The organism is Psychrobacillus glaciei (assembly GCF_008973485.1).
GTDB lineage: Bacteria > Bacillota > Bacilli > Bacillales_A > Planococcaceae > Psychrobacillus > Psychrobacillus glaciei.
Map to the genome: position 1 here is coordinate 3,761,198 of NZ_CP031223.1, position 19,097 is coordinate 3,780,294.

At 35.5% G+C, this 19,097-nt stretch carries 17 protein-coding genes; 7 read left to right on the forward strand and 10 right to left on the reverse strand.

The genetic code is table 11. The features are described from left to right. Positions 1 to 10: 10 nt before the first annotated feature. The 3 genes from PB01_RS17730 to PB01_RS17740 form a co-directional block, all read right to left on the reverse strand. Complete coding sequence (locus PB01_RS17730) at positions 11 to 1,381, reverse strand: UDP-N-acetylmuramoyl-tripeptide--D-alanyl-D-alanine ligase (protein ID WP_151701395.1); 1,371 nt, start codon at positions 1,379 to 1,381, stop codon at positions 11 to 13. A 5-nt stretch (positions 1,382 to 1,386) separates the two neighbouring features. Continuing rightward, the gene (locus PB01_RS17735) at positions 1,387 to 2,493 is read right to left on the reverse strand and encodes a D-alanine--D-alanine ligase (RefSeq protein WP_151701396.1); all 1,107 of its coding nucleotides are present in this window, start codon (positions 2,491 to 2,493) and stop codon (positions 1,387 to 1,389) included. 941 nt (positions 2,494 to 3,434) lie between these two features. Then, on the reverse strand, positions 3,435 to 4,175 hold the full coding sequence (locus tag PB01_RS17740) for a hypothetical protein (RefSeq protein WP_151701397.1): 741 nt from the start codon (positions 4,173 to 4,175) through the stop codon (positions 3,435 to 3,437). A gap of 208 nt (positions 4,176 to 4,383) precedes the next feature. Here PB01_RS17740 and PB01_RS17745 point away from each other — a divergent pair, with 208 nt between their 5' ends. Continuing rightward, on the forward strand, positions 4,384 to 5,568 hold the full coding sequence (locus tag PB01_RS17745) for an FtsW/RodA/SpoVE family cell cycle protein (RefSeq protein WP_151701398.1): 1,185 nt from the start codon (positions 4,384 to 4,386) through the stop codon (positions 5,566 to 5,568). Positions 5,569 to 6,253: 685 nt separating this feature from the next. On the opposite strand, the gene PB01_RS21135 is transcribed toward PB01_RS17745, so the two are convergent. After that, on the reverse strand, positions 6,254 to 6,391 hold the full coding sequence (locus tag PB01_RS21135; RefSeq protein WP_192797394.1) for an Lmo0850 family protein: 138 nt from the start codon (positions 6,389 to 6,391) through the stop codon (positions 6,254 to 6,256). 177 nt (positions 6,392 to 6,568) lie between these two features. Here PB01_RS21135 and PB01_RS17750 point away from each other — a divergent pair, with 177 nt between their 5' ends. Then, positions 6,569 to 6,982, forward strand: a complete 414-nt coding sequence (locus tag PB01_RS17750) for a CBS domain-containing protein (protein WP_151701399.1) — start codon at positions 6,569 to 6,571, stop codon at positions 6,980 to 6,982. Positions 6,983 to 7,319: 337 nt separating this feature from the next. Continuing rightward, entirely contained in the window at positions 7,320 to 8,483 is a 1,164-nt protein-coding gene (locus tag PB01_RS17755) for an MFS transporter (protein WP_151701400.1), read from the forward strand. A 77-nt stretch (positions 8,484 to 8,560) separates the two neighbouring features. Here the strand turns inward: PB01_RS17755 and PB01_RS17760 are convergent, their stop codons facing one another. After that, positions 8,561 to 9,865 carry an MFS transporter gene (locus PB01_RS17760; protein ID WP_151701401.1) on the reverse strand — a complete coding sequence of 435 codons (1,305 nt, stop codon included), beginning with the start codon at positions 9,863 to 9,865 and terminating at the stop codon, positions 8,561 to 8,563. A gap of 114 nt (positions 9,866 to 9,979) precedes the next feature. Here PB01_RS17760 and PB01_RS17765 point away from each other — a divergent pair, with 114 nt between their 5' ends. The 3 genes from PB01_RS17765 to PB01_RS17775 all read left to right on the forward strand — a co-directional run bounded on the left by PB01_RS17765 (position 9,980) and on the right by PB01_RS17775 (position 12,739). After that, entirely contained in the window at positions 9,980 to 11,206 is a 1,227-nt protein-coding gene (locus tag PB01_RS17765; protein ID WP_151701402.1) for a helix-turn-helix domain-containing protein, read from the forward strand. A 70-nt stretch (positions 11,207 to 11,276) separates the two neighbouring features. Next, a complete protein-coding gene (locus PB01_RS17770; RefSeq protein WP_151701403.1) occupies positions 11,277 to 12,179 on the forward strand; it encodes a hypothetical protein in 903 nt (300 codons plus the stop codon). Continuing rightward, positions 12,176 to 12,739, forward strand: a complete 564-nt coding sequence (locus tag PB01_RS17775; RefSeq protein WP_151701404.1) for a hypothetical protein — start codon at positions 12,176 to 12,178, stop codon at positions 12,737 to 12,739. The genes PB01_RS17770 and PB01_RS17775 overlap by 4 nt, the downstream gene beginning before the upstream one ends. Positions 12,740 to 12,877: 138 nt before the next feature. Here the strand turns inward: PB01_RS17775 and PB01_RS17780 are convergent, their stop codons facing one another. After that, positions 12,878 to 14,269 (reverse strand): L-cystine transporter, encoded by a 1,392-nt coding sequence (locus PB01_RS17780; protein ID WP_151701405.1) that lies wholly within the window; start codon positions 14,267 to 14,269, stop codon positions 12,878 to 12,880. A 147-nt stretch (positions 14,270 to 14,416) separates the two neighbouring features. On the opposite strand from PB01_RS17780, the gene cls reads away from it, so the two are divergent. Beyond that, positions 14,417 to 15,871: a cardiolipin synthase gene (gene cls, locus PB01_RS17785; RefSeq protein WP_225986095.1), complete on the forward strand. Its 1,455-nt coding sequence runs from the start codon at positions 14,417 to 14,419 to the stop codon at positions 15,869 to 15,871. Between the two features lie 58 nt (positions 15,872 to 15,929). On the opposite strand, the gene PB01_RS17790 is transcribed toward cls, so the two are convergent. From PB01_RS17790 to PB01_RS17805, 4 genes are all read right to left on the reverse strand, one after another. After that, the gene (locus PB01_RS17790; RefSeq protein WP_151701407.1) at positions 15,930 to 16,781 is read right to left on the reverse strand and encodes a M15 family metallopeptidase; all 852 of its coding nucleotides are present in this window, start codon (positions 16,779 to 16,781) and stop codon (positions 15,930 to 15,932) included. A 119-nt stretch (positions 16,782 to 16,900) separates the two neighbouring features. After that, the gene (locus tag PB01_RS17795) at positions 16,901 to 17,146 is read right to left on the reverse strand and encodes a hypothetical protein (RefSeq protein WP_151701408.1); all 246 of its coding nucleotides are present in this window, start codon (positions 17,144 to 17,146) and stop codon (positions 16,901 to 16,903) included. Positions 17,147 to 17,192: 46 nt separating this feature from the next. Continuing rightward, complete coding sequence (gene yidC / locus PB01_RS17800) at positions 17,193 to 17,960, reverse strand: membrane protein insertase YidC (RefSeq protein ID WP_151701409.1); 768 nt, start codon at positions 17,958 to 17,960, stop codon at positions 17,193 to 17,195. Positions 17,961 to 18,040: 80 nt separating this feature from the next. Further along, positions 18,041 to 18,790: a helix-turn-helix domain-containing protein gene (locus PB01_RS17805; RefSeq protein WP_151701410.1), complete on the reverse strand. Its 750-nt coding sequence runs from the start codon at positions 18,788 to 18,790 to the stop codon at positions 18,041 to 18,043. Positions 18,791 to 19,097 lie beyond the last annotated feature (307 nt).

Genomic DNA, 19,097 nt, shown 5'->3' on the forward strand with positions numbered 1-19,097 from the left:
TTACCTCCACTTATTTTCGGAAAGGTTCAATTACTTTTTCTAACTTCATACCTCTAGAGCCTTTTACTAAAACAATCGATTGTTTATCAATATGCTTTTCTAAAAATAAAATTAGTTTTTCATAATTATCTTCAACCCATATAATTCTATTTTGATTAAACTTCCCTGCTAATTGATCGTGTAACCATTTCATTCTTGGCCCAAATAAACATATCCCCGCAAATGCCGCATTTGAAATAGATGAACTTATCTCTTCATGGTATTGCTTTTCATTTTCACCAAGCTCTAACATATCCCCAAGTACGAGCCATTTATCAGGTTTAATCGTTGATTTTTCCACAAAAGAGATAGCTGCCCGCATCGAGGTGGGGGCGGCATTGTATGCATCATTGATAAAAATTGCTCCATTTTCTGCTTCTACAACTTGCATACGCATTTCTGTTAACACAATATGCTTCAATGATTCACGTATTTGTTCTGCAGTTAACCCAACTGCTTTCCCAATTAATAGAGCTGCAAGCGTGTTTTTCACCTGGTGCTCTCCTAGAATTGGAATAGACATTTCTTCCTTTAATTCACCTTCTACACAAAAAGAACTACCTTGTTGCGTAAAGGTCACTTCGGCAATACGCAAATCATTTTGTCCCCCCAAACCAAATGATTTTGTATTAATGGAAGGAACTCTTTCCACGAATGATCGTAGCAACGGTTCATCACCATCATAGAATAATTGTCCATTTTCATTTAAACCAGATATTATTTCAAATTTTGCTTTTGCAATCCCTTCTCGAGAACCAAGATCTTGCATATGCGCTTCCCCGATATTTGTAATAACTGCAAAAGAAGGCTTTGCAAGATTGGATAGAAACTCTATTTCTCCAAAGGAGCTCATACCCATTTCCAACACAGCAAACTCTGTATCTTCTTCGAGCGAAAGTATCGTCAAGGGCATTCCTAATTCATTGTTAAAATTTCCTTCTGTTTTTTTTACATTGAAATAAGGAGAAAGCATGCCTGCTACTAAATCTTTTGTTGAAGTTTTCCCATTTGAACCTGTGATTCCTATGAAAACGGTCCTCAACTCTGCGCGATATGCAGCAGCCATTTGTTGAAGTGCTTTTTCCCCATTTTCTACGAATAAAAGAGGAACTTCTTTTGGTGGATTTGGTTCATCCTTTAACCAAAATGACGCTGCAGCTCCTTTTTCAAAAGCATTTTGAACAAAATGATGACCATTGACATTTTCTCCACGGAAAGGGATAAATATATCTCCCGGTTGCAATGTTCTTGTGTTTATTGAAACACCTGTTATAAATGGATTTAAATCCGATGAAGCTTCTATATTTAACCATTCTGCAAGTTCATTTAATCTTTTTTTCAACTTGGTCACTCTCCGTCCTTCGAATGCTCAAGTTGTTGTTTTTCCTCATATCTCTCTATTGCAAGCTCGATCAATTCTTCTATTAACCCTGAATAAGATAATCCCGATTCCATCCAAAGCTTTGGATACATACTAATTGGCGTGAATCCAGGCATTGTATTTACTTCATTGATAATAACCTCTTCGTTTTCTGATACAAAAAAATCAGCACGGACAAGTCCAGAACAATCAAGTACTTTAAATGCCCGAATCGCAGCATCTTCCAACTTTTTCAATAATTCAGGAGAAACTACAGCTGGAATCGCATAATTCGTCGTTCCATCCTCGTATTTCGCTTCGTAATCATAAAAGTCTTTCGTTGGTAAAACTTCTCCCGCTACAGAACATCTTGGTGTATCATTTCCAAGAACACTCATTTCTATTTCACGAGCGACAATCCCCTGTTCGACAATAATTTTACGGTCATACTTAAATGCAATTTCTACCGCTTTTATTAGTTCTTGTCGGTTTGAAACTTTGCTAATCCCTACACTAGACCCCAAGTTAGCTGGTTTCACAAATAAAGGCCATTTCAAGCTCTCTTCCATTTTTCGAATTAGCTCCGTTTGATCGTCTTTCCACTCTTTACGAATGAAATGCACGTAAGGAACTTGAGACAAGCCTGCTTGTGCAAATAGTTGCTTCATAACAACCTTATCCATACCGGCAGCAGATGCAAGAACACCATTTCCAACATACGGCAAGTTCAATACTTCTAATAAGCCTTGAACAGTGCCATCTTCACCGTTTGGTCCATGAAGTAACGGAAAAATAACATCCAAATTAGCGTTATCTTCTTTCTCCTCAATATTTGTATTAGTTGTTTCTACCGGTAAAAATTTAGTTATATTATTTGGCCTGTTGGATCCTCCACCAAATTGAAGCTCTTCTATTGTCTCTGCCGGGCCGATTAGAGCGTTCCCTTTTCTCCATTCGCCTGTTTGTGTGATAAATATAGGATAGACTTCAAATTTTCCGAAATTTATTGCTTGCGTTACTGCTCTTGCAGTCAATAACGACACTTCATGCTCAGCAGATTTTCCACCATATAATAAACCTAATTTTATTTTCATTAGTTAAATAACCTCCACGTTTTGGATAGTACTAGTTTATCACGTACAGTATAATTAGATGAACAATTAACCAAATAAATTGCGCCTAATTACAACGAAAATATGACAATATCGAAGCTAATACCGATTTACGGCATTCACATTTTATCAAGTTTGTTGAATATCCATCTTCTCCATTTAATGAAAAAAACAATGAATTACAGTTTTATGTTTCAATTCACTTTTAGAAATAGCATGTCGTAACACAAGAACCGCTAAGCCTTCGCGCTTGCCGCACCTTGCATGAGCATCTGACTATCTTATATTGTGAAAGGCTATTCCAAATAATAAAAAGTATTTCCCTTATTACAAGCGGCACCCTAGTACAGTTGCTTAATGTTGCTATTTTCCATTCAAACATTGATCGCTTCTAACTAATTCAATACCAATCACTAGATATTCAGTTACATTAAACGAATCATGGATTTTAACCTATAGAAAATTCAACTTAAGACTAGATTGAATGCATCATTTTTGATTAAGTAGCAAGCTCTGTTAGATTGTAGCGAAAGGGCAGCCTAAGTGCGCCGCGTCCCACGGCAAAATCGACTCCAGCGGGATGAGTGAAACAGATGAGCCATTACAAACGACGCAAATGCAGCGGTAATGACTCATCGCTCAACCCGCGGAAAGCGTTCGCCCTGCAGCGGAAATCCCAGGGGTAACTTTCTTACGATGCACTATTTCTAAGGTATGACGGAAAACTGATCGTACATTAACTTAAATGTATTAGTTGGAAAAAAATATGATAATCAACAGTCATGACATTTTATAATGCTCATTTAGCTAGCATATGCGGTTCCAATCAGAATCGATTTCATTTCACTGCAAATGACAAAGCTAATTAATCTCCTCATACATAATAAACGCTTTTGCATCTTTACGAAGCAAAAGCGTTTTGTTTATATCTGTATGAACAAATCAGCTGGCTTGTTTAAATGATGTTTCAAGTCCCCTAAGACCTCATCTGGAAATATGTTCTCAGGTAAATTTCGAATTTCAATTCCATAATTCGTTTTATCTAGTTTAAATAAGGACATTAGCACACCATCTTCATAGTAATCGGCATATGCCTCCACCTTTTCTGAATGTAACTCTGGTAAGACGACATTATTCTTTTTTCTCCAAAAGGCAGTCGATTTTGTTTTTTCACTTATTTGTTGGTTAAATACATTAGCTATTAATTTATATAAATCATCTATATCCCGAAAATATATCTTCGTAATCTGCTCTCCCTCATCCGTCAAATAGACAAATCTATTTTGCAAATGATGGTAAAAAGGCAAACGAAATGCTTCTTTTTTATGGGCAATATATAAGAGCTCTGCTTGTTCTTGAGGAGACAGCATATTTAACTTCCGCTCATCAGAAAAATCGAGTATACATAATTCTGTTGGTCTTTCCGAATAATCTTTTAAGAACCGAGTATATTGATTTTGCACAACAAACTCTAACTGCGTATGAATATTAAATGATGTATCTTCATATCGGTGTTTCAATAACAAAAGAGCTGACAAATCCGAGAAGTATCTTATAAATTGGTGGACGGATAGCCCACTAAATAATGCAAAATGCTCTACTTCATTCACATGTACATATAAATGAGCCAAATATTCTTCTATTTCTTTCTCTTTTTTTGCCACTGAATTCACTCCTTTATCATCTGTTACATATTAACATAACTTTAGTAGATGAAACATCTGTTTTTGTTCTAACGTCTCTAATAACCGACAAGCAAAAAACATTCATTTAGGCTATAATAGGAAAAGCATCAAAAGTCGTTTTTATGAAACGAATAAGATGGCGATTGAAGTAGGAAAGTGAAATTTGAAGGAAATTTAGGTGACTTGTATGGAAAACAAAAAAGGCTTTGCCGATCGTTTTGATTGGACACTAGCTTTTATAATATTATTATTTTTAATTATAAGCTTATTAGCGATTTCATCTGCAGTTACAACTGGTCAATATGCCGCATATAATTTTGTAGGTAAACAAATTTTTTGGTATGTGGTGGGAACGGTCATTATCGGTTGTGTTATGTTTTTTGAACCGGAGCAATATAAAAAAATGTCCTGGTATATTTACGGTCTCGGGGTGCTCCTTCTATTAATTCTTTTTATCTTACCTGATAGCATGGCTCTTGTGGCGCGTAAACATGAAGCGAAAAGTTGGTTCCACTTACCTTTCGGGGATATTCAGCCAGCAGAGTTTATGAAGACATTTTACATTTTGGGACTTGCTCGTTTAATTACAAATCATCATGAAAAATATTTGATGAAGAACTTAAAAACGGATGTCATATTACTCGGAAAAATCGTTTTAACCATGCTTCTACCGTTAGCATTTATCCTGAAGCAGCCCGACCTCGGTACGGCTCTTGTATTTTTCGCCATTACAGCTGCTTTAGTTATAGTTGCAGGAATTACTTGGAGAATTATCTTGCCGCTACTTTTAGGCGGAGCGGGTATTGGTGCCCTACTTTTATGGATGGCTATCTATATGCAAGATTTTTTAGAAGCTAAGTTTGGTCTACAATTATATCAATTTGCCCGAATTTATTCATGGTTAGATCCATATGCCTACGCATCGAATGAAGGGATGCACTTAATAACTTCTTTAAACGCCATTGGTTCTGGAGAGATTTTCGGGAAGGGATATGGTGGCCGAGTAGTGTATGTCCCTGAAAATCATACTGACTTTATTTTTGCCGTTATAGGCGAAGAATACGGGTTTGTAGGTGCAAGTATAGTCATCAGTCTTTTCTTTTTTCTTATTTTTCATTTAACGAAAATTACACTTCAATTAAAAGATTCATATAGTACGTACGTATGTGCCGGAATTATTGCGATGATTACCTTTCATGTATTTGAGAATATTGGCATGACAATTCAATTACTACCAATTACAGGGATTCCGTTACCATTTATCAGTTATGGCGGGAGTTCTCTAATGGGGAATCTGCTTGCGATTGGTTTAGTGTTTAGTATGAAGTATCATCATAAAACGTATATGTTCGCAAAAAATGAAGACGACTGAGAGAACTGCAAGCGTCCATAAGCGCATCTGGTCTTTACTAATTTCAGAGTGCTTTAGACTAAACATTGTCTACACCATTAACGAAGAATTTTATAGAGGATCTGGAAGTGACTGAGTCACTTCCAGATCCTCTTTTTTCGGTAATCTTGTGGCGGATGTTTGTACGTCGCCCTCTTGAAATAGGCAGAGACATGGTGCATTAGGTTTGGTTAATGAATGATTAGATGCTTTCCTATTCTTTTAAAAGCGGACGAAGAGTCAATTTCGTCCGCTCAGCACTTCTTTATCAATGAATTCTATTTATTCTTTTCAGGTTCCACCAACTATAATCATCTACCCGCTGATTCATGTACACTGTGGGCAGTTTGAGTAAAAAACAATCAAGTATCAAATTCTTGCAAAATTAGAGGTACAACTTAACTATCCAGAGTTCATCTACAGCTTACTTAGCAGCCAATTTCGTGTAAATTTTTTTAGAAAAGCTCAAGCATTCTTTAAACGTATACTGTCTTTACTATTTCTCGAGCACGTTGGACGAAACATAATCTACACTATTACCGTTAGAATTATAAATCGCGAAGTGATTTGGTCAATTCACGATGCTTCTTTCCATTAATATGTAGCAGGTGTAAAAAAGGGTGACTCTAAAGTTCTTTTGTTACGAACTTTTCGAATCACCCTTTTTTCAACTTTGTACGTGAGGACTATTTGCTGGTGGCACTAGTGCTTTAAGCATGTCAAGTCTCGATTTTGTCATTGTAACAGTCACACCAAGTTTTGCAAGATTACTTACAATTTTCTTCAAATCAACTTCCTTAGCCATTCTTTCCACCTCGTCCTTTCATTAATTATTACGATTTATTTTAAAAAAAGTTTCTTATATTTATATTTTTTCTCTACCTTATCATACCACTTTTTGTATCGTTTAAATCTTTCATTTTTGTTACATATTTTAATCTTTTGTAAACCAAGCTAGATAATAACAAAAGGAGTGATTTTAGTGAATGTGAAAGATGTGATGAGTAAAGAAGTCGTTACATGCAATCCACAGGATTATGTGAATGAGGTTGCCGATCAAATGCGCACATTAGATATTGGTTGTCTGCCGGTCCTAAGTAATAAAAAACTTGTAGGCATGATTACAGATCGTGATATTGTGACACGGTCTGTTGCCAAAGATGCTAAAAGTAAGGTGGAAGATGTTATGACAAAATCCATCATTTCGGTATCTCCTGATGACTCAACGGCAGAAGCTTCCATCATAATGGCAAGAAACCAAGTACGCAGGCTTCCGGTAGTGGAGAATAGTGAGCTAGTAGGTTTTATTTCTTTAGCTGACTTAGCGTTCCCCTTTCCACATGTGCAGGAAGTTTCTAATGCTATGGAAAGTATATCCGAACCGCGCCATTATTAAACATCGAAGTTGCCCTTTTTTTGAAGGGGGACTTCTTTTTTTTTCAAGTTGACAGGGAAGTTTGTCGCATTCAGCCCTTTCTTGGAATAGAATACGCATTATCATCCTGACGATATTTATATATTAAAGATAAGCAAATTCATTTCGTTATCCATTGGTTCGTTCATTCGCCCATTAAAAGGAAGGTGACTACTATCATCTAGGTTCTAAAAGATTTGTCTTCGCTGGTAACTTATTCATTTATCCCCCCTTTTGTGTTCTATCTATATAGATGTCATACTTATTGAAAACGTGTAATATAGAGGGTAGAAGATCTTCAGAAAGTGGGTTTCTTTGTATGAAAAAAACTATTTTTATTTTAATGTCGATACAGTTTTTAGTTTATCTTGGATTTGGGATTATTATTCCTGTATTACCAGAAGTAATTTTACAGCAACACTACAATGAAGTTCATGTAGGGGGCTTATTAACGGTCTATGCATTAGCATCCTTTTTCACTGCCCCACTTTGGGGAATGCTGTCCGATCGAATTGGCCGAAAAACACTTATATTAATTGGACTTGTTGGATTTAGTTTAAGCTTTTGGTTATTTTCTTTATTTTTTGATTCACTGTTCCTACTGTACTTATCTCGCGTAGTTGGGGGATTATTCTCTGGTGCACTTTATGCGGCTGTAACAGGGTTTGCAGCGGATCTATCAGACGAAGAAAACCGGAATAAGTATATGGGCTTTCTCGGAATGTCGATTGGTTTAGGATTTATTTTCGGGCCCGCAATTGGTGGTGTACTCGGTCATGTCAGTTTGTCTCTGCCGTTTACGGTTTCCGCTTTATTATTACTTGTGATTTTCGTTTATGCACTCATCATTCTGAGAGAACCGGAACGTTCAGGAGAAGCGAATAAACGTGCTCTTCTTCCTAAAAGCGCCGCAAGTCTTTGGACGTACCGAATTAAATACTTATTCCTTTTTTCTTTCATGGTAACGTTTTTACTTGCTGGTTTAGAAGCAACATTTCAATTGTTCCAAATTAAGAAAGTGGAAATTACCCCTCTACAAATAGGTTATCTATTCATGTTCAGTGGTTTTGTAGATGCAGCTATTCAAGGTGGCATTGTACGACGTATTAAAAATGGGACCGAATCGACTTGGTTATTATATGCACAAATTATTACTGCTATTGGTTTGTTTATGACTGTATTTACGTCCAGTATTTTTTGGGCTGGTTTATCTCTATGTGTATTCACTGCTGGTAATGCACTTGCAAGAACGACGATTGTTTCCCTAAGTTCTAAAGAGTCAGGTGGAAGTTACGGAACAGCTGCAGGGATGGCTTATTCGATGGATAGTTTAGGTCGAATTATTGGTCCATTATTATTCGCATGGCTGTTTACGGTTCAACCAAATAATATTTATGTTGTATCAGGCGTTCTTGCAGTTCTTTCGATTGGGTTAATCTTTCTATTCCGAAGATCTACTAAAACACTGAGAAATGCAGAGTGAGATTGATCGATTCTCCTATTTCATCGTAATAAAGCAAAAGGCCCCGGACACAAAATGTGTCTCCGGGGCCTTTTACTTTATTCACTTGCTGTAACTGATATAGATGTATCCTTATTTATTCTTTTTAATTCAGGATGTGCTTTCCTAACAACAGAGGGTCTAGCAAGGATTAACACAACAATGATTAACACAAGACTTGATACGATAAGAATAGCCTCAGCTGGTAATACATCATATAAAAATCCGTACAGAATCATACCTAATGGCATTAATGCAGTGGACATCGTTTCTAAAATGGAGAATACGCGCCCTTTATAATCATCATCAACCATTTTTTGCATCATTACTAACATTGGCGTATTTGTAATAATCATCGCTGCACCTAAACAGAACATAATTGAAATATAATAACTAAGTGTCAACACTGATGACATGTCAACCATTAAAGGTAAAGCCACCGCTCCCATGATTATCCCCATGATAATAATACTTCTTTTCGAAAGTAACAAAGGATACTTCACTTCTTTTCGTGTAGAGAAATAAATGGACATAAGTAACATCCCTACCGCAAAAGCTCCTTCCGTTAAACCAAAATGCTCTGAACTCATTTTCAGTTTTTCGATCAAAATAAAGGAATAACCTACCAGGTATGCACCAAACAAAAAATTAACAAAGAGCGAAATCCAGACAATCGCTTTTAGGATTGGTTGATTGTTCAAATAACGCAACCCTTCCTTCATATTTTGAAGCATCGATTCTTTCTGTTCACCCTCTATGACTTCTTTTCGTTTCGCAAATAACTTAAAATTCATCGTTGATTCCAAAATTACCGCAATTATGGATGCCACTATATACATAATAAGAAATACAGGCATGGATACTGTTCCATATAATAATCCACCAAGTGCTGGACTTCCTATTGCCGCAAAGGAAATTGACATTTGGTTTAAGGACATTGCTTTTTGAATTCTATCTTCATCAACAAGTCCTGTAATGGATGAACTAAATGTAACACCAGAAAACGAGGATGTTAACGATAAAATAACAGTAGTAGCATAAATAGCCACTAATGATAAACCTGCAGTATAACTAACGATTAGTAAACCACCTATAGCTAAGACAGTAGCGATTTGTGCAACAATGACAATCATTTTCCTTGAATACTTATCTGCGGCATATCCAGCAAATGGCGCAACTAAAGTCCTTGGCAATATACTACAAATAAGATTTAGAGCAAAATTTGAAGCAGACCCTGTCAGCTGCAAAATATAAAAACTAATTGCAAAAGCGTATACTTGCGCCCCAAAACTCGAAATCATCTTACTAATTGTAAATGTCCACAAATGATATGTGGCTTTTTTAAGCTTCAACACTTCTTCCATTTTAATTTCCCCTTTGTTTTTTTGTTTAATTTAATTAAACAAAGAATACCATAATATTACTTCCATTTCAACTAAAAGTTTAATATAATTAAACTAATAATATGAGGTGAAAATATGTCTACAATTGGAGAACGAATTCGCAAACTTAGAAAACAACAAAAAGTGACATTAGAAGCACTAGCTGGTACAGGTCTCACAAAAGGAATGCTCAGTTTAATCGAAAATAATAAAGCAAATCCATCAATTGAAAGCCTTAATTATATAGCTGACAGACTACATGTAGATGTGACAGAACTTTTGGAAGAAATCAGTGGAAATGAATTAAGAGAGGTATTAGAAAAAGCAGAATTACTTTTCAATACAAAGTATGATGAGCTAACAACTGAGTATGAGCAATTAATCGACCTAGTAAAACCTTATGTCCCAAAGCTAACGCAAGGGTATGAAGCTGCTCGCTTGCTCGAAATGTATAGCAGATGTTTATCATTTACGAAACAAATGGGCTCCGAGACTTTATTAAATCGCGCTGCAACTATATATGAACAAATGAACTTAACAGCAAAACGTGGAGACATCGGAACGTTTCTTGCAGGAATTAAATTCAATAATCATGAATATCAAGAGGCTCTAAACATATTACTTGCTGAACGCGCAGAGCTAGAAGTAAATCCATTATGGATTGACCCACTATCCCGCTTAGACTATGACTATCTAGAGTCTGTTTTGTATTTTGCGGTTGGCAAATACGAAGACGCTATTCGTGTCATGGAAAATGCAATTGAGTACTCAAACAAGAACAAAACCTTCTATCGAATTGACAACTTATATCGACTGGCTGCTGCTCATGCGATGATGACAGAAGACGAGAAAAAAAAGGATTACTATTTACAGAAGCTTCATTCATACAGTGAATTTGCGGAGGATAAAGATGCGAAGGTTTTCATTTATTTCGCTGAAATTCATTATTTAAGCTCTTATAAAAAGATGTATCAAGAAGCAAATCACTTATACAATACCGTTTTTACTAAAGACATGGTGAACAAACTATTTACCCCATTCTTTCTACTCGAAAAAGGAAAAATATTATATGGGCTGAACCAATTTACTGCAGCAATTGAAAAATTGAAGGTGGTTGTGATTCCTGAAATCCTTCATCATCCAATTGATCTATCCATATTTTACGAAAAAGATGCGTATATTGCGTTATGTTACTTGGCTCTGAACCAAAAAGAAAAAGCACTAGACTATGCAAAAATTGCTTTAGATAATATTAATGAAATGCCAGATACTCCTTATAAAAAGTTTATCGAAGAAACATATGAAAAAGTAAAAAGAGACTGAAACCTCAGTCTCTTTTTTACGTATAATATATAGAAATACTGGAAATTTTATGCGGAGGTGGTGTTCTTTATTGAAAAACAAATGGTTTTGGGGTGTTATTATTGTCGTTCTTGCCAGCTGGGTTGGTAACATTATTTATTTTCAAACAAAGCAATTAAGTGAACCAATTATATTTAACGCTTATATTGATAGACCTGCTCTTGGACTCACGAGTTTTTCCCTTCCATATTTGACTAATAAAATAGAAATAGTGGAATTGGAAAGTCTTTTAGTTGATGGATACACTTATTCAAATGAACAAAGATTCTCTCCTTGGTTTAACGAGCCTTCCAACCAATCATATATACAGGAGTTTACGCATCATTTTTTAAAGGAAGCAACCTTCACTTTAGATGAACAAGATTTAAAACGTTTGCAAGAAAGTATTCAAACCAATAAAGTGTTTGCTCGTTTCACAAACGGTCAAGTTATCCCTGTTAAAGTAGATAAACTAAATTTCACCCCAAATGTAACGGATGAAACGCTATTTACCAATACCGGCTTTTTTACAAGTAACCAAGGAATACAAGGTAATTTCCTGGAAGTAGCAGAATCCGCTACTATGAATTCTATTGAGCTTCCAGATGTAATTCAAAAACAATTCGATTTAAAAATAAAACTCCTAAAAAACACTCCTACGAATAGTACAAAAATTAAAGACATCTTCAATTCTGATTGGTTAGAGATGGATGCTCCTCTTTATAGTGATATAGAGTGGCCACTGCTAATAGAAGCGGGAGAATCAGTTGCGCTAGTTTTTCATACCAAAGATGAAATAGAAAATGTGGAATACATATCTGCTTTACAGGAATGGACTGGAAAAACTCTAAATGGAAAAGACGTTAGTTATCATATTCTCATTGAAAATGATCTATATCTTACACAAGATCAATTAGACACAGCTATAAAGAAAGCAAGAGGTGAAGCGAAATGAGAGATGGTTTCAAGCAGCTAATCATTGGATTTCTTTTCGTACTAATCAAAATTCATGTTGTCGTCGATCTTTTACCAGACTTTCTAGGTTATATTTTCATTTATAATGGTATAAAGCAGATTGCTACTTTATCCTCGCAATCTTATGAGAAGTTAAAAATCCTTTCAATTATTTTAGTAATTGCTTCTATACCTAACTTTTTCTTGAATGATCAAGTAATTCAACAAAGTGGATGGTTTAGTTACTATCCTATATTTCTTAGTTTACTAAAAGTGATTCTCGTCTATTTCTTATTTGACTTACTTCGAGGCGTCGCAAAGTTGCTACCTTCTAATGATGCACTGCAGGCAACGAATCGAATGTATACATGGTATTTAACCATAGTTCTTGGTTCACTGTTTTTTCAATCTCTTTTGATGAATTTTCCGATTAATATTGCATTTTCTGCAATGATTTTCATCGTTATATCAGTTCTGGTTATTGAGATTTCTTTTCTTTTCTATCTTCGAAATATGCAGAAGAGATTTCCAAGTGGTGGACTTTTCAATGTATATTCTTAAAAATGGCGGTCTCCATCATAATTGACTTGGAACTGGCCGTTTTAGCATGAGGTCACATTATTTTCTATTCGGCCAGAAATTGTCCTTTGCAATTGAGATCTAAAAGAAAAGCTGTCCTAAATAGGACAGCTTTTATTATTACGCTTCAACTGTTTGTGTTTCTATCGGAGCATTAAACATTTCTTTGTCTAATTCACCAGTGAGTTTCGCCGTCGCTACGCCAGCTGTCATTGATCCACTTACATTTACAGCTGTACGGCCCATATCAATTAGTGGTTCTACAGAAACAAGTAGACCCGCTAAAGCAACCGGTAAATTTAATGCGGAAAGTACAAGAATTGCAGCAAACGTTGCTCCCCCGCCTACTCCAGCTACTCCAAACGAGCTAATTGCCACGATAGCAACTACAGTAAGGATGAACATTGGATCTAATGGATTAATGCCTTGAGATGGTGCAATCATAAATGCAAGCATTGCAGGATAAACCCCTGCACAACCATTTTGCCCAATGGACAAACCAAAAGATCCGGAGAAATTAGCAATTCCTTCTGGAACGCCAAGTTTATTTGTTTGCGTATTTATATTAATGGGTAAAGTACCTGCACTGGAACGTGAAGTAAATGCAAACAATAAAGGCTCTGCTGCTTTTTTCATATAGGTTATTGGATTTAATCCAGATAGTGTAATGATCAATAAATGGATTGCGAACATGATTGCTAGTGCGACATATGAGGCAATCACGAATTTCCCTAAGTTAAATATAGATGCAAAATCTGAGGTTGCAACTGTTCTTGCCATAATGGCTAAAATTCCGTATGGCGTTAAGCGAAGTACAATTTTCACAACACTCATTACAAGCGAGTATATTGCATCTATTCCTTTTTTTATTGTTGCAGCAGTTTCAACTTCTTTACGAGCTACGCCCAAGTATGCAAAGCCTAAAAATGCCGCAAATATTACAACGCCAATAGTTGATGTTGAACGAGCTCCCGTGAAATCTAAAAACGGATTAGCTGGTAGTAAATCAATCATTTGCTGAGGAAGGGTTTTATCTGCTATTTCTGCAGATCGACCTTCTATATACTCAGCTCGAGCAGATTCTGCGTCTCCGTGCACAATTTGATCTGCGTTTAAATCAAATATTGCAGCCGAACTTATTCCAACAACTGCTGCTATTGCCGTTGTTCCTATTAATATACTAAGAATAATAGCTGCCATCTTTCCAAAGTTTTTACCAATAGTAAGCTTAGTAAAGGCTCCTAGAATTGAAATAAATACTAAAGGCATCACAATCATTTGAAGTAATTTAACATAGCCCGTTCCGATTAGGTTATACCATTCAATTGAACTTGCTAACGTTTCCGATGTGACACCATATATAAAGTTTAATGCTAAACCTAATGCTACACCTAACCCTAAGGCTGTAAACACTCTTTTAGAGAATGAAATACGTTTCTTTTGCATAACAATCAATACTCCAACGAACACTAATAATGCTATTACGTTAAGTATAATAAATAATAAGTTCATATGTATTCCTCCATTTTTTGCTGATTTACAAATATTAATTCATTTATTCCTATCGGTCAAGTAGGTTTTATGATTTTATTACTTTTCAGGTGTACCTTCATAGTTCTTAACAAATCAGCTATACTTAAAATAAGTGGAGGTGTAAACTTGGCAGCAAGCATTTTAAGTTTCAGTGTTTCAGGTATTATCCTTTTAAATATTTTCCTTGCCATCGCATTAATATTTTTGGAAAGAAGAGATGCTTCTACTACCTGGGCTTGGATTATGATTTTATTCTTTATACCTATCTTGGGGTTTGGAATTTATTTATTATTTGGTAGAAAACTACGCAAAAAACATCTATTTCGATGGGAAGGTAAAAACAAAATTGGTATTGATAAACTAATTGATTTTCAATTGGAAGCAATTGAAAATGATTCGTTTGACTTCCGCTTAGACGATACAAGTCATTATAAAGAGCTAATTATCATGCATTTGCATAATAACCATGCTGTGTTAACGCAAGATAATAATGTAGAAATCTTCACTGATGGTCGTAAAAAGTTTGATTCCCTTTTACATGATTTGGAAAATGCCAAAGATCATATTCATATCCAATATTATATTTTCCGCCTTGATCATCTTGGACAACAGATATATGAAGTGCTGTTAGCAAAAGCACAACAAGGTGTAAAAGTGCGAATTTTATACGACGATACAGGCTCGCGTTCTTTAAGGAAAAGACATTTTAAAGAGTTAATCGAATTGGGTGGACGAGTGGAAGCATTCTTCCCTGCAATTTTCCCATTAATTAATCCACGTATGAATTATCGAAATCACCGGAAAATCGTCGTAATTGACGGTCGTATTGGCTATATTGGTGGATTCAATGTAGGGGATGAGTACTTAGGCTTAAATAAACGATTTGGGTATTGGCGGGACACTCATTTACGTATCGAAGGAAGTGCCGTTCATCCACTCCAAACTCGCTTTTTACTTGATTGGAACCAAGCTTCAGCTGAACATGATATTGAATACTCGGACATATTTTTCCCTGCTATTCCGATGAAAGGATCTGTTGGTTTGCAGATTGTTTCTAGTGGACCAGATTCGGAGTGGGAACAAATTAAAAATGGCTATCTGAAGTTAATTATGATGGCAAAAAAATATATCTACATTCAAACACCTTATTTCATCCCAGATGCGAGCTTTATGGATACACTCCGCATTGCGTGTTTGTCTGGTATTGATGTGCGAATTATGATCCCTAACAAGCCAGACCATATTTTCGTCTATTGGGCTACGTATTCTTATGTAGGAGAATTAATCAAAGCGGGAGCAAAAGTGTATATTTATCAAAATGGTTTTCTGCATACAAAAATGATTGTGATTGACGATGAAGCTTCCACAGTCGGAACTGCAAATCTGGATGTTCGTAGTTTTAAGTTAAATTTCGAAGTTAATGCATTTATCTATGACCGCGAAACATCACATGAACTTGCCGAGTTGTTCGAGGAAGATATGAAATTATCTACCGTGTTAACTTGGGAATTATATCAGAATAGATCACGTAAAATTCAATTTAAAGAGTCAATTGCGAGGCTACTTTCACCAATATTATAAAAGAGGTTTCCGCTTATGCGAAAACCTCTTTTCTTTTTATGGAAATTAACGTATTTTCTTATATACCTAAATATTCTTCTAATGTAGTTCCAGCATCAAACACTTCTTTCGCCAGTTGTTTCCCGACATAGCGGAAATGCCATGGCTCGTACATATAGCCCGTTATTTTTTCTTTGTCTTTTGGATATCTCATAATAAAACCATATTTAAAAGCATTTTCTGCAATCCATTTCCCTGCTTCCGTTTCCCCAAAGCTTTCACGTGCAAAATGCTGCTCGAAATGTTTCTCTCCTATATCAAATGCAAGACCAGATTGATGTTCAGAAAATCCTGGACGTGCACTATATCGATCCGCTGCTTCTTGACCGTCATGGCTTACATATCTTTCATAAAGCGTAGTTTGGTATTCAAAGGAACGGTATGTACTGAATGCAACAAGTTCATATCCTGAAAGCTTAGCTTCTGCTGCCATTTCTTCAAATGCTTCTCTTCCCTCTTTACTTTCTCCAGGAGCAAATGTAGAGGGGAGAGGATATTTTTTACTGGCAATTAGTACCCCGTCCACATACTTAGGTTCCGTTGGTAACGTTTCGTGGCCTTCATATCCTTTAGGTCCGGACATGTCGATTTCAGGCTCTTCCACTACCGGTTTTTCCACTTTAGGGGTTTCTTCTACTGTTTTTTCTCCTGCCAGTTCATCTACAGTTGAATTTTCACCCTTTTGCTCCAACTCAGGCTCTTCCACTTGATTAGATAAACCTAATGCAGTCATCCCCTTATCTATATTCCAATCATTTATTCCTATCCAAACAACGATTGCTCCTATTAATAACACTGCAATTGATCCGCCAACAATGTATGGCCACTTCTTTTGTTTTTTCTGTTTTAATAAACTCTGTCTAGATTTCATTGTCTTCCTTCTTTCCAATAACGGTACTACCAGTTTAACACTTTTCCCATAAAACTACATGGAAAAACAAAAAAACGCGCTACCTTTTTATGGGTAACACGCAAATATAGTATGGAACTTTAAAATAGAATAATGCCTAAAATGACGAAGAATAATACAGCAAATACAATGGCTATAACCTTCATCCATTTCGCCTCACGGACGTATCCTTTTTCTTTAAAACTCACTGCCCGGTATCCGTTACTTAAAGTAAATATAGCAGTCATGAAAAGAACAGCCATATTAAGATTCCCCAAAATAATGAAAACCAACGAGGCAATAGCTGCTACAACAATAACTATTCCGATAACCCAATTTTTCTTCATTCGCTACACCTCTCCATAAAAAAACGAAGCTATAAAAAGCTTCGCTTTAGACAGATTCCTCTGCTTTTTCTGGATGATTCGAATAAAATTTACGCCCTAAATATGTTTGGAATATTAAAATAACCCCACCAACTGTCCAATATAACGGCAATGCTGCCATCGAACTGAAGGAAATGAACATAATCATAATAGGTGAAATATAAACCATCAATTTCATTTGTTGCTTTTGTTGCTCAGGTACCGTCCATAATGATACTCTCGCTTGAAGGAAATAAACCGCTCCTGCAATTAGAGTCATCGCGATATCTGGTGAGCCTAGATTAAACCACAAGAAAGGATGTGTTTTGACATCCGCTGAGTGCGAAATAGCAAAGTATAATCCCATAATAATTGGCATTTGAATAAGCATTGGTAAACAACCCATGTTAATCGGATTCACTCCGTGCTTACGATATAATCCCATCATTTCTTGTTGTAACGCAGCTTGTTCTTCTTTTGACTTCGTTGCTTTCAATTTCTTTTGGATGTCGTCCATTTCTGGCTTCAATTTATCCATTTTCACTTTCATGCCCTGCTGATTCTTATAGTTTCTAAGCATTAGAGGCATCAAAGCAAAGCGAATAAGTAATGTAATCGCAATGATTGCTAGTCCATAACTTCCATTGAATATTTCCCCAAAGAAATTAAGTAAAAAGTTAAAAGGTCGAACAAAGATATGATAAAAAGTACCATCTTTATTTTCTATTCCGGAACACCCGCTAAGTGCTACTGTTGCGAATACAAGAATAGAAAGCAAACTTATTTTCTTTTTCAATTCATTCACCTTCAATTATTAAGCTATAACGAGTATACCTTACTATGAAGCTATTTATCAAATATTACATGCAGCAAAAGTTAAATTGCTTTATTTTCATTAGGAAAATTATAATTAAAATTCGGATATTCTTGGTGATCACGAAATTGTTTTGGTGTTAAACCAGTATATTTTTTAAAAATACGCGTGAAATAACTTTGATTGCAAAAGTGAAAAGAATCGGAAATATCAGAGATACCCTTATTGGTGTGTCTTAAAAAGTATTGACACTCCTCGACCTTTCGGATATTCAAATATTCTACAAGGGTAACTCCAGTATGCTCGCGGAAAATGCGGGATAAATGGCTTGCGCTAATATTAAATTGGTTAGCAATATTTTCAACAGTTAAGTTATTCTCAATTTCGTCATTAATAAAAATGATAACTTTATTGACTGTTTGATGGCCAAAAGCAGGTTTTTTTCGTTCTGTTATTACCATTACAAAAAACTCTACTAGCTCATCCGCACATTGAAGAAACTGAGCATCACTCATTTTAGTTTCAATCACCTTCACACTCGCGATATTAAAAGCCATTACTTTATCTGCCGGTACTTGATTTTCATAAAGCTTTCTGCCCATTACAGCAGTTAATTGTATGTAATAATATTTCACACCTAAAATCATTTGCTTCTCAGCTTTTTTAATAATTAATTCAATCATTTCTCTTAAAACTATTTTGGCAGCTTCTAGTTCAAGTGAGTACATATGTAGGAATAGCTTTTTTTCTAATTCTAAAAATGAATCTAACCCTTTAACACTATTTATTACTGCTATTTCTTTAATATACATTTTCGAAAAATTGTCTAAAAATATCTTATCTACGTGTTGTATAAGGACCACTTCTCCCTTTGTAGTTCTTTCGATTTATTTTTTTATAGGCTTCTAGAATCATTTTATAACATAATTTTGAAAAAGCAAAATTATTTTGATTCTTTTTTCACCTATTTTTTTGACATACCTACCTTTATAGGATGAATTTACTATATTAACTAAAGTGAAACCTCTTCCCAAACTTGCATAATCTAGAGTATGAGTAAGTTAAACTGTTTCACTAGTTATAACTACCTTTGCATCTCCAAGGATACGTTTAAATCAA